Here is an 11923-nt window from a genome sequence, read left to right as displayed (position 1 = left end):
TCGTGTGCTTTGGTGACTCAAGCGTACTGGCGCCCACCTAACCCGTAAAACGGGTAATATCGTTATGCATTATTTATTTTATCGATATGGATTCCCGCCCAGACTTCCACCACCCCTCGCCGCGGCCCGAACACCGGCCCCTGCGCCTGACCCTGCGCCAGCTCTCCGTCTTCGTGGCCGTGGCCCAGCATGGCAGCACCATGGCGGCGGCGCAGGCGCTGGCAATGTCGCAATCGGCCGTGAGCGCCTCGCTGGCTGAACTGGAGCGCGCCCTGGACAGCCCGCTGTTCGACCGCGTTGCGCGCCGCCTCAGCATCAATGAAACCGGGCGCCAGTTCTTCCCGCGCGCGCTGTCGCTGCTGGACCAGGCCCAGGAACTGGAGCGCTTTGCGACCCAGACCGGGGTCCAGTTGCGCATTGCCGCCAGCAATACCATCGGCAGCTATATGCTGCCGCCGCTGCTGGCGGGTTTCCGTCACTCGCGCAGCGGCCCGTGCACGCTGGACCTGCGCATCGGCAATACCCGCGAAGTGCTGCAGTCGCTGCTGCAGTTCGAAGCCGATATCGGCCTGGTGGAAGGCGCCAGCCATGAGCGCGACCTGCGCAGCGTGCACTGGTGCGACGACGAGATGGTGGTGATCGTCGGACCGTCGCATCCGCTGGCCGCCGCGCCGCACGACCTGGTGGCGCTGCGCGACGCCGAGTGGATCGTGCGCGAGCCCGGCTCGGGCACGCGCGAAGTGATCGAGGAACGGCTGGTGCCGCTCTTGGGCGAACTGCGCTTCGCGCTGGAACTGGGCAACGCCGAGGCCATCAAGCGCGCCGTGATGAGCGGCTTCGGCGTCAGCTGCCTGTCGCTGCACGTGGTGCGCGACGAACTGGAACGCGGCACGCTGGTCGCGATCCGCGACGGCCTGCCGCGCATCGTCCGGCCGCTGCAGCTGGTGGTGCACCAGGACAAGTTCCCGACCCAGGGCTTGCTGGCCTTTACCGAATATCTGCGTACCATGGCGCCGCGGATAGGCGCCTGAGCGTGGCCCAGGCGCACATCAGGCCGGCTGCGGGTCTGCGCTGGGATTGCGCCGCGCCGTGTAGAGGTCAAGCAAGCGGAACAGCACCGGATTGAGCAGGATCGACAGCAGCGCGCCGGCCAGGATCAGCGCCTGGCCCCGCTCGGGCAGGATCTTCAGGTAGACGCCAAGGCTGGCGAGAATGAACGAGAATTCGCCGATCTGCGCCAGGCTCACGGCGATGGTCATGCCGGTCTGCCCCGAATGCCCGAAGGCGCGCACGATGCCCAGCGCCGCCAGCGACTTGCCAACCACGATGATAAACACCGTCGCCAGCACGCCCCACGGGTCGTTGACCAGCACCATCGGGTTGAACAGCATGCCCACGGAAACGAAGAAGAGCACGGCGAAAGCATCGCGCAGCGGCAGCGACTCCTCGGCCGCGCGATGGCTGAATTCGGATTCGGCCAGCACCATGCCGGCGAAGAATGCGCCCAGCGCGAACGACACGCCAAAGAGTGCGTAAGCCCCATAGGCCACGCCCAGCGCCGTCGCCAGCACGCCCAGGCGGAACATCTCGCGGTTGCCGGTCCAGACGATGCGCTCCAGCATCCACGGAATAAAGCGCCGGCCGATCACCAGCATTACCGCGACAAAGGCAGCCACCTTGCCCAGCGTCGTGAAGATCGCAACCACTACGTCACTGGTACCCGGCGCGGCCTCGCCGGAAACTTCGCCCGGGGTTGCGCCGGAACCGGCCAGCAGGCCCGCCAGCGCCGGCAGCAGCACCAGGGCCAGCACCATCGCCAGGTCTTCCACGATCAGCCAGCCGACCGCGATGCGGCCCTGCGGCGATTCCACCAGGTCACGCTCCTGCAGGGCCTTGAGCAGCACCACCGTGCTGGCCACCGACAGTGCCAGCCCGTACACCAGCCCCTGCCCCCATGACCAGCCGAAGCCCCAGGCCACCAGCATGCCCATCAGCGTGGCAATGCCGATCTGCACCACCGCGCCCGGGATGGCGATGCGCTTGACCGCCATCAGGTCCTTGATCGAGAAATGCAGCCCCACGCCAAACATCAGCAAGATCACGCCAAGCTCGGCCAACTCCGGCGCCAGCGCCTGGTCAGCGGTGTAGCCGGGCGTGTGCGGCCCGACCACGATGCCCGCGCACAGGTAGCCGACCAACGGCGGCAGGCGCAGCCGGCTGGCGACCGCGCCAAGGATAAAGGCCAGGACGATGCCGCCGACGATGGTACTGATAAGCGGGGTGGCGTGATGCATGCGTGCGGGATTCCTCGTGTCAGGGGCTGAACGGCTAACCCGTTCCCTGCCCTGGCAACCACAACAGCGCATCCGGCGCGCACCAGCGGTCAGCGCGGGACAGTCGCCGCAACAATCGGCAGCAGCATCGGAACGGGGAAGAACGGAAAGTGCCGCAGCGGCCCCGGACACGCCGGCGGCGCGTCACGGATCGGGGATGGCGATTGACATGCTGCTCCGCAATCCATCACGCGGAGCCCCCCGAAAAGCGTACGACAGGAGTAATGTAACATGCCCGCCACGCGCCAGCGCCAGGGAGATAGCGGGTACCCTGGTGCCTGCTTGGTGTATGGAACGAGAGATGTGCCCGAAGCAGGCGCGGAAAACAAAAACGGCGCCGCGAGGCGCCGTTCTGCATGCAACTGGAGGCGGAGGTCGGAATCGAACCGGCGTACACGGCTTTGCAGGCCGCTGCATAACCACTCTGCCACCCCGCCAGGTGACGTGCTGCTGGATTGTATCCGCATTCAGCCGATGCTGCCGGAGCGCATCTTGCGGCAAACTGCTTGCGGCCTGTTGCTTGCCGCAATTCAACCCAAACAAAAAGGGAAGCGTTGCTTCCCTTTGGGGATTGGAGCGGGAGACGAGTCTCGAACTCGCGACCTCAACCTTGGCAAGGTTGCGCTCTACCAACTGAGCTACTCCCGCATACAACTTTTACTGCCAGCCCCGCATCGCGTAACCACGCTGCCGGACCTTCTTTAACCTGGAGCGGGAGACGAGTCTCGAACTCGCGACCTCAACCTTGGCAAGGTTGCGCTCTACCAACTGAGCTACTCCCGCAGGGCACTGCTAAAAATCAAACTAAGGCGATTTATGCCGCAACACGCTGCCAACTCACAACATCTTGCGTCAAACCAACCTTATCTCGCTGCTTTCGTTTGCGTCGTCAGCAACGAGAATGAGATTATGCAAAGAACTGCTCTCGCCGTCAACACCTTTTCGAAAATTCTTTTCACTTCGGTGCGCCGGCGCGCGCCACCATCCCACTGCGCTCGCGGATCTGCGGCCAGGCGAGCTTCATGTAATAGAACATCGACCACAGCGTCAGCACCGCCGCTACATAGATCATCCACGTGCCGAGCAGACGGGCATCGAAAACGGGCAGGCGGTCGCTGTACAGCAGCAGCGGGATCGCAATCATCTGCACGGTGGTCTTGAGCTTGCCGAGGAAGTTCACCGCGACGCTCTTGGAAGCGCCGATCTGCGCCATCCATTCGCGCAGCGCTGAAATGGTGATCTCGCGCCCGATGATCACCAGCGCGATCAGGTCGGTGACCCGCCCCAGCGCCAGCAGCGACAGCAGGGCCGCCGTCACCATCAGCTTGTCGGCGACCGGGTCCAGGAAAGCGCCGAACGACGACGTCTGGTTCCAGCGCCGCGCCAGGAACCCGTCCAGCCAGTCCGTCACCGCGGCGATGATGAAGAACGATGCCGCCGTCAGGTTCTTGGTGTGCATCGGCAGCCATGCGTCCGGCAGGTAGAAGACCCCTACCACCAGGGGAATCATGGCGACGCGAAGCCAGGTCAGCAGGATCGGGATATTGAAGGGCATGGAACTCGGGCGGCGGGGACGGTAACCAATCTTGCGATTGTCGCCGATTTCCAGGCCAATCGACCATCATTGGCCATTTTCCCGCACGCCCGCCGCAAGGCGCGGCCGGCGCGATCAGTGCAGCTGCCGGTAGATCTCTTCGGCAAGACCGCGTGAAATGCCCTCGACGCTGGCCAGTTCATCGATGCTGGCTGCCATCACGCCGCGCAGCCCGCCGAAACGGGTCAGCAGCTTCTGGCGCCGGCGCGCGCCAATGCCCTCGATCTCTTCCAGCCGCGAGGTGGTGCGCGTCTTGGCGCGGCGCGCGCGCATGCCGGTGATGGCAAAGCGGTGCGCCTCGTCGCGGATCTGCGCCACCAGCATCAGCGCGGCACTGCCCTGCCCCAGCTCCAGCGACGGACGGCCATCGGCGAACACCAGCGTTTCCAGGCCGACCTTGCGGCCCTCGCCCTTGGCCACGCCGACCAGCAGGCCGATATCCAGCCCCAGCTCCTCGAATACCTGCCGCGCCACCTCGACCTGGCCCTTGCCGCCGTCGATCAGCACGATCTGCGGCACCAGGGCCGCGGCTTCGCCGCCGGCCTCCATGCCACCGTCTTCCTGGATCTGCTCGACCAGCTTCTGGTAGCGCCGCGTCAGCACCTGGCGCATGGCCGCGTAGTCATCGCCGGGAATGATGTCCTGGATGTTGTAGCGGCGGTATTCGCTGTTCTGCATGTCATGGTGGTGGTACACCACGCACGACGCCTGGGTGGCCTCGCCGGCGGTATGGCTGATGTCGAAGCACTCCGCGCGCAGCAGCGCTAGGTCTTCCAGGTCCAGCCCGATGGTTTCCGCCAGCGCACGGGTGCGGGCTTCCTGGCTGCCCTGCTCGGCCAGCCGGCGCGACAGCGCCAGCGCCGCACCCTGCTGCGCCATCTCCAGCCAGACCTTGCGCTGGCCCTGCGGCTGGCGCACCAGCGTGACCTTGCGCCCGGCGTGCAGCGCCAGCGCCTCGAGCACCGTGGCATCGTCCGGAACATGGCTGACGACGACGATGGGCGGCGCCGGCTGCTCCAGGTAGTGCTGCACCATGAAGGCCGACAGCACGCGCGTGGCGATGCGGTCGACAGTCAGCGGCGGCGCGGCCCGGGCGCTGTCCGCCCCCTCCGCGCGCTCATCCGCACCAGCCTCCGCGCGCTCATCGGCATCCTCGACGATCATCGCCGCTTCGTCGGCATGCGCCGGAAAGTACGCCTTGTCGCCCAGATGGCGGCTGCCGCGCACCATGGCCAGGTTGACGCAGGCACGGCCGCCCTCCACCGCGACGGCCAGCACGTCGATGTCGCGCGCCTGCCCGCCCACCTCTTCCACCGCCTGGCGCTTGAGCACGGTCGACAGCGCCGCGATCTGGTCGCGCACCGCCGCGGCCTGCTCGAATTCCAGCCGCTCGGCGTGCTGCTCCATCTTGCCCTGCAGGCCTTCCAGCACCTCGCTCTGCCGGCCTTGCAGGAAGCGCGCCGCGTTGGTGACATCGCGCGCGTAGTCCTCTTCGCTGATGGCATTGACGCACGGCCCGGTGCAGCGATGGATCTGGTGCAGCAGGCACGGCCGCGTGCGGTTGTTGAAGACGGTGTCCTCGCAGGTGCGCAGCTGGAACACCTTCTGCAGGATCTGCATGCTCTCGCGCACCGCGTAGGCGCTCGGGAACGGCCCGAAGTACTGGTGCTTGCGGTCGGTCGCGCCGCGGTAGTACGCCATGCGCGGGAAGCGGTGCCCGGTCAGCTTGAGAAACGGGTACGACTTGTCGTCGCGGAACAGGATGTTGTAGCGCGGCGCCAGCGCCTTGATCAGGTTGTTCTCGAGCAGCAGCGCCTCGGCCTCGGTGCGCACCACCGTGGTGTCGATGCGGGCAATGCGCGCCACCATCATCGCAATGCGCGGCGACAGCTGGGTCTTGTTGAAATAGCTCGATACCCGCTTCTTCAGGTCGCGCGCCTTGCCCACGTACAGCACATTGCCGCTGGCGTCGAAATAGCGGTAGACGCCAGGCAGGCCCGGCAGGCGGGAGATGACCGGGCGGGCGTCGAACGGTTCGGCCGGCGCCTCGGCCTGCTTGTCTTCGGGCTTATCGGCGGACCTATCTGCCGGCACGTCGGCAGGCGCCTTGGCCGGTACCTCGTCGGCGGGATTCGGGGAATCGGGTTGCTGGTCTGACATGTGGGGGACGGTGACCGCTGCGGGCCGGCGCGCACCAAAGCAGCGCGACCTCTAAAATCGCAAGTTTAGAGCAATTCAGCCGGCGCCCTGCCCGCCTGCCCTACCTGTACACCTACCTCACATGCTTATCCGCTCCTGGGACATCTTCTGCACCGTGATCGACAACTTCGGCGACATCGGCGTCTGCTGGCGGCTGGCCCGCCAGCTGGCGCAGGAGCACGGACACGCGGTGCGGCTGTGGGTCGATGACCTGCCAAGCTTCGCCCGGCTTGCGCCGGAGATCGACCCTGGCGCCGCCGTGCAGCACCTCGCCGGCGTCGAGATCCGCCCATGGCAGCCCGGCGCACCAGACAGCACCGGCGACGCCACGCCCCACGACGCCGTCATCGAAGCCTTTGCCTGCCACTTGCCGCAGGCCTTCCTCGAGCGCATGGCGGCACGCCAGCCCAAACCCGCCTGGATCAACCTGGAATACCTGAGCGCCGAGCCCTGGGTGCGCGAACACCACGCGATGCCCTCGCCCCATCCGCGGCTGCCGCTGGTCAAGCACTTCTTCTTCCCCGGCTTCGAGCCCGGCACCGGCGGCCTGTTGCGTGAATCGATGCTGGGCGCGCAACGCGAGGCGTTCCTGGGCGGGGCGGCGGCGCAGGCCGCACTGTGGCACCAGCTCAGCGTGACGCCGCGGCCCGATGCGCTGCGCGTGAGCCTGTTCGCCTACCGCAACCCGGCCCTGCCGGCGCTGCTGGAACAATGGCGCGACGGCGCCGAAGCCATCCACTGCCTGGTGCCAGCGGGCCTGGCCGCCAGCCAGGTGGCCGAATGGCTGGGCGTGCCGCTGCAGCCTGGCGCGCCGGTGGAGCGCGGCAGCCTGTGCGTGCAGGCCATCCCCTTTGTGCGGCAAGAGCACTATGACGAACTGCTGTGGGCCTGCGACCTCAATTTCGTGCGCGGCGAGGATTCCTTCGTGCGGGCGCAATGGGCGGCGCGGCCGCTGGTCTGGCATATCTACCCGCAGGACGACGCCGCGCACCGGGTCAAGCTGGACGCCTGGCTCGGCCTGTTCGGCCAGGGCGGCGTGCCCCCGGACGCGGCGGCTGCGCTGACGGATTTCTGGCACGCCTGGAACGGCTACGGCAACGCCGTCGACTGGCCGCGCCTGCGTGCGCAGCTGCCGGCACTTGCGGCGATCGCACCGCGCTGGGAGCGGCGTTTGCAGCATCCCGGCGACCTTGCCGCCAACCTGGTGGCGTTCTGCGAAAATCAGGTAAAATAACCGGTTGATCCAAATGGCGACCGGGCCGGAGAACCAGGGTCTTGTCCAGGCGATGAAACAACCCTGGGCAAAGACCTGAAAGCAAGCTGGGCACGGGGTCGCGAGCGCGTGGATCCTGGCTCTCGCGGGCTTACCGCGGGAACGCCGGCAGCGCGCCTTCGCCATTCCAAATTCCTAGACTTTATTTTTCAGGAAATCAGTTCAGATGAAAATCGCACAGGAACTCCGCGTCGGTAACGTGTTCATGATCGGCGGCGATCCGATGGTCGTGCAGAAGGCCGAATACAACAAGTCGGGCCGCAACGCCGCTGTGGTCAAGATGAAGTACAAGAACCTGCTGACGGACGCACCGGGCGAGTCGGTGTTCAAGGCCGACGACAAGTTCGAAGTGGTTGTGCTCGAGCGCCGCGAATGCACCTACTCGTACTTCGCTGACCCGATGTACGTGTTCATGGACACTGAATACAACCAGTACGAAGTCGAGAAGGACAGCATGGGTGACTCGCTGAACTACCTCGAGGACGGCATGAACGTCGAAGTGGTGTTCTACAACGACAAGGCCATCTCGGTCGAAATGCCGACCACGCTGGTCCGTGAAATCGTCTACACCGAGCCGGCCGTCAAGGGCGACACCTCGTCGGGCAAGGTGCTCAAGGGCGCCAAGATCAACACCGGCTTCGAACTGCAGGTACCGCTGTTCTGCAACATCGGCGACAAGATCGAAATCGACACCCGCACCGGCGAATACCGCAGCCGCGCCAACTAAGGCGCTTGCTTCGTCCCGCCTCAGCGCGGGGCCGGTCAACAAAAATGGCAGCCTCGGCTGTAATGCCGTTCAGTTAAGAGCTGAGCGGCATTTTTGTATGTAGCGTCAGAGGGAGTTGTAAACCGTGCGCCGAGGTGTTAACTTTCGGGCGCGATGCTCTCCAGTCACCTGACGTTCCTGCTCGAAGCGCAACAGCCAGCCGACTTGAGTCGGCTGGCCGAACATCTTCCATATGAGTGGATTGAGCGTGCGGTAGAGGCGACGGGAGCGGCAAGTATCCGTCGCCGTCGGTTGCCCGCTGAACAGGTTGTCTGGCTGGTGATTGCACTGGCGATGTATCGCCATTGGTCGATCAGCGAAGTGCTCGACAACTTGGAACTGGCCCTGCCTGATGAGGTGGCGCCATTCGTCAGCAAGAGCGCGGCGGCGCAAGCCCGCCAGCGCGTTGGCGAGGCGCCGCTGGCCTGGCTGTTCGAACGAACAGCGCGCGCCTGGAGTCTGCAGGACGCCAGCGACTACGCCCTCAAGGGACTCAGCCTGTGGGCGATGGATGGCACGACGCTACGCACGGCCGACAGTCCTGCCAACCGCGAGCACTTTGGCGCCCAAGCTTACGCTCGCAGGGTCGCCAGCTATCCGCAGGTGCGCATGGTGACGCTGACTGCGATCCCCACGCACCTGGTGGCAGGCGCCAGCTTCGGTCGCTATGACAGCAATGAGATGGTGTACGCCAAAGGCTTGTTGCCCCAGATACCGGATGACTCGCTGACGGTATTTGATAAAGGCTTTCTGGCCGCCGAGATCCTGTGCGGCTTGACGATGGGCGGGCACAACCGCCACTTCCTGATTCCGGCCAAATCCAACACGTGCTGGGAGGTGACGGCCGGCACGGCCGAAGACGCCACGGTACGCATGCGTGTCTCGCCGCAGGCACGCAAGAAGTGCCCGGCGCTGCCGGAGTTCTGGCAGGCGCGGGCGATCCGCACGATCGATGCACGCGGACGTAGCCGAATTCTGCTGACGTCGCTGCTCGATCGCCGACGCTTCAAACCTGCTGACATCGTCGCCAGCTACGAGCGGCGCTGGCAGATCGAAACGAGCTACCGGGAACTGAAGCAGTCGATGCTCGGCATGGAGTTGACCCTGCGTAGCCGAACCGTCGATGGGGTATGCCAGGAAATCTGGGGCGCCTTGATCGCCTACAACCTGATTCGTCGCGAGATGGCCAGCGCTGCCCGAGAAGCGAAGCTTGTGCCGACCGACATGAGCTTCGTGCGCGCCTTCCATGTCATCCAGCACGAGATGATGTGGGCAGCTGTCACGCCAGCCTACGCGAAATTGCCCGCCTGCCTGCAGCGCCTACGCGAGCGCCTAAAGTCGCTGCCCAATGTGAAACGACCCGGCCGCTCATGCGACCGGGTCGTCAAGTCCCGCCCTTCACGCTATGCCGTTCGCTTCCTCAATAGGGACCTTAACTGAACGGCATTACAGCCTCGGCTGCCATTTTTGTTTCTGCACGAGACCCGGTCAGGCGATCAGGTCGTGCTCCTTCAGCGTGCGCAGCGCGGCGCGGTACTCGCCTTCCTGGTGCAGCTTGTTCCAGTCCAGCGGCTTCCTGCGCGCGAACAGCTTGCGGATGCGGCGCTGCGAGGTCTTGCCGATGCCCACGTCCAGCTCGGTCAGCAACTGGTCGGCGCGGTCCGGATGATTGCAGATCAGCACCATGTCGCAGCCCGCGGTCAGCGCGGCACGCGCGGCCTCGGTGACGTTGCCGGCCACGCTGGCGCCTTCCATGCTGAGGTCGTCGCTGAAGATCACGCCCTCGAAGCCCAGCTGGGCGCGCAGCACGTCCTGCAGCCAGTAGCGCGAAAATCCGGCCGGGTTCGGGTCGACCTTGGGGTAGATCACGTGCGCCGGCATCACCGATGACAGCGACAGGCCCAGCCATTCGTACGGGCGCGCATCCTGGCCGAGAATCTGGTCCAGCGGGCGCTGGTCGACCGGGATCGCCACGTGCGAGTCGGCCTCGACATAGCCGTGGCCGGGGAAGTGCTTGCCGCAGTTGCTCATGCCGGCCAGCAGCAGGCCATGGTTCAGGTGGCCGGCCAGCATCGACACCACGCGCGGATCGGCATGGAAGGCGCGGTCGCCGATCACGGCGCTGCGCCCGTAGTCCAGGTCCAGCACGGGGGTGAAGCTCAGGTCGATATCGCAGGCGCGCAGCTCGGCGGCCAGCACGTAGCCGCAGGCGACTGCCGCCTTGGTCGCGGCCAGCACGTCGCGCTCCCACAGCTCGCCCAGGCGGTGCATCGCCGGCAGGTGGGTGAAGCCGTCGGTCTTGCAGCGCTGCACGCGCCCGCCTTCATGGTCGATGCAGATCAGCACGTCGTCGCGCACCGCGCGGATCGCGCGCGTCAGCGCCTGCAGTTGCGCGCGCGACTCGAAATTGCGCGCGAACAGGATCACGCCGCCGGTCAGCGGATGCGCGATGCGGCGCGCGTCTTCCGCGTCGAGTTGCTTGCCGACGACGTCGAGGACCACCGGGCCCGGCCGCTTGCCGGAGTTCTTCTTGGACATGAAAGTGGTTGGATTCACAAAGCTGTAGGTTGGGACGTCGCCCCGCCCGTGCGCTCGGCAATGGCGAAGGCGACTGCGTAATCATGTTCGTCACTGACACTGACCCGCACGGCGAGCCCGCGTTCCGCCAGCCATGCAGCCAGTTCGCCATGGCACACCGGCGTCGGCTCGCCCGACGGCAGGTTCATCAGTTCCATGGCGCGCCACGTCATCGGCCAGCGCATGCCCAGGCCGATGGCCTTGGAAAACGCCTCCTTGGCCGCGAAGCGCGTGGCCAGGAAGGCCAGTCCGCGCTTTTCGGAACGCGCCTTGCGGGCATGGTACTTGGCCAGCTCATCGGGGCCCAGCACCTTCTCGGCAAAGCGGCCGTTGGTGCGTTCCATCACGCCCTGCACGCGGGCGATCTGGATGATGTCGGTGCCGACGCCGTAGATCACGCCGGGGTGCCCACGGCAGGGTATTGCGTGCCCAGGCGCGCGGCGACCATGATGGCCTTCATCTCGCGCACCGCGTTCTCCCAGCCCGCGAACACCGCGTGCGCGACGATCGCGTGGCCGATGTTCAGCTCCTTGATCCCGGGCAGCGCGGCAATCGGCTGCACGTTGGTGTAGTGCAGGCCGTGGCCGGCGTTGACCACCAGGCCGTGCTTCTGGCCGGCATCGACGCCATCGGCGATGCGGCTGAACTCGATCGCCTGCTCGTCGGGCGTATGCGCATCGGCATAGCGACCGGTATGCAGCTCGATCACCGGCGCGCCGCACGCGGCCGCAGCGGCGATCTGGTCGGCATCCGGATCGATGAACAGCGATACGCGGATGCCGGCACCGGCCAGCTGCGCGCACGCCGCCTTGACCTGCTCGAAGCGCCCGGCCACATCCAGCCCGCCTTCAGTGGTCACTTCCTCGCGGCGCTCCGGCACCAGGCACACGTCCTGCGGGCGGATCTCGCAGGCGATGTCGAGCATCTCCTGCGTGATCGCGCATTCCAGGTTCATGCGCGTGGCCAGTTGCGGGCGCAGCGCGCGCACGTCGGCATCGCGGATATGGCGGCGGTCTTCGCGCAGGTGCAGCGTGATCAGGTCGGCGCCGGCCTGTTCCGCCAGCAGCGCGGCACGGATGGGATCGGGATACACGGTGCCGCGCGCATTGCGCAGCGTGGCGACGTGGTCGATATTGACGCCAAGGTCGATGACGCCCGGATTTGCGTGGAAGATCATGCGA

General features: G+C 66.0%; 10 protein-coding genes and 3 tRNA genes. 4 read left to right on the top strand and 9 right to left on the bottom strand.

Annotation, left to right across the window (positions count from 1 at the left end; all coding sequences use genetic code 11):
- Positions 1-86 precede the first annotated feature (86 nt).
- A complete protein-coding gene (locus tag ACZ5MJ_RS04935; protein WP_464222716.1) occupies positions 87-1031 on the top strand; it encodes a LysR family transcriptional regulator in 945 nt (314 codons plus the stop codon).
- 18 nt (positions 1032-1049) lie between these two features.
- Here the strand turns inward: ACZ5MJ_RS04935 and ACZ5MJ_RS04930 are convergent, their stop codons facing one another.
- The 6 genes from ACZ5MJ_RS04930 to uvrC form a co-directional block, all read right to left on the bottom strand.
- Complete coding sequence (locus ACZ5MJ_RS04930) at positions 1050-2294, bottom strand: cation:proton antiporter domain-containing protein (RefSeq protein WP_464222715.1); 1245 nt, start codon at positions 2292-2294, stop codon at positions 1050-1052.
- A gap of 402 nt (positions 2295-2696) precedes the next feature.
- Positions 2697-2770: transfer RNA gene (locus ACZ5MJ_RS04925), tRNA-Cys, on the bottom strand.
- A gap of 135 nt (positions 2771-2905) precedes the next feature.
- A tRNA-Gly gene (locus ACZ5MJ_RS04920) sits at positions 2906-2981 on the bottom strand.
- A gap of 59 nt (positions 2982-3040) precedes the next feature.
- Positions 3041-3116 (bottom strand) — tRNA-Gly (locus ACZ5MJ_RS04915).
- Positions 3117-3288: 172 nt separating this feature from the next.
- Positions 3289-3888 carry a CDP-diacylglycerol--glycerol-3-phosphate 3-phosphatidyltransferase gene (pgsA, locus tag ACZ5MJ_RS04910; RefSeq protein WP_432257608.1) on the bottom strand — a complete coding sequence of 200 codons (600 nt, stop codon included), beginning with the start codon at positions 3886-3888 and terminating at the stop codon, positions 3289-3291.
- A gap of 114 nt (positions 3889-4002) precedes the next feature.
- Positions 4003-6087 (bottom strand): excinuclease ABC subunit UvrC, encoded by a 2085-nt coding sequence (uvrC, locus tag ACZ5MJ_RS04905; protein ID WP_464222714.1) that lies wholly within the window; start codon positions 6085-6087, stop codon positions 4003-4005.
- A 121-nt stretch (positions 6088-6208) separates the two neighbouring features.
- Here uvrC and earP point away from each other — a divergent pair, with 121 nt between their 5' ends.
- From earP to ACZ5MJ_RS04890, 3 genes are all read left to right on the top strand, one after another.
- A complete protein-coding gene (gene earP, locus ACZ5MJ_RS04900) occupies positions 6209-7360 on the top strand; it encodes an elongation factor P maturation arginine rhamnosyltransferase EarP (protein ID WP_464222713.1) in 1152 nt (383 codons plus the stop codon).
- A gap of 205 nt (positions 7361-7565) precedes the next feature.
- Positions 7566-8126 carry an elongation factor P gene (gene efp / locus ACZ5MJ_RS04895; protein WP_115214478.1) on the top strand — a complete coding sequence of 187 codons (561 nt, stop codon included), beginning with the start codon at positions 7566-7568 and terminating at the stop codon, positions 8124-8126.
- Between the two features lie 153 nt (positions 8127-8279).
- The gene (locus ACZ5MJ_RS04890) at positions 8280-9605 is read left to right on the top strand and encodes an IS4 family transposase (RefSeq protein WP_464222712.1); all 1326 of its coding nucleotides are present in this window, start codon (positions 8280-8282) and stop codon (positions 9603-9605) included.
- Positions 9606-9653: 48 nt separating this feature from the next.
- Here the strand turns inward: ACZ5MJ_RS04890 and nagZ are convergent, their stop codons facing one another.
- From nagZ to pdxJ, 3 genes are read right to left on the bottom strand one after another with little or no spacing between them, the layout of a single operon-like run.
- Complete coding sequence (nagZ, locus tag ACZ5MJ_RS04885) at positions 9654-10703, bottom strand: beta-N-acetylhexosaminidase (protein WP_464222711.1); 1050 nt, start codon at positions 10701-10703, stop codon at positions 9654-9656.
- Positions 10704-10717: 14 nt separating this feature from the next.
- Positions 10718-11140: a holo-ACP synthase gene (acpS, locus tag ACZ5MJ_RS04880; RefSeq protein WP_464222710.1), complete on the bottom strand. Its 423-nt coding sequence runs from the start codon at positions 11138-11140 to the stop codon at positions 10718-10720.
- On the bottom strand, positions 11137-11919 hold the full coding sequence (gene pdxJ / locus ACZ5MJ_RS04875; RefSeq protein ID WP_464222709.1) for a pyridoxine 5'-phosphate synthase: 783 nt from the start codon (positions 11917-11919) through the stop codon (positions 11137-11139). The genes acpS and pdxJ overlap by 4 nt, the downstream gene beginning before the upstream one ends.
- Between the last annotated feature and the right edge of the window lie 4 nt (positions 11920-11923).

The sequence above is a fragment of the Cupriavidus sp. LA-1 genome, from assembly GCF_055385985.1.
This window is presented reverse-complemented; position numbering and strand designations above follow the sequence as displayed.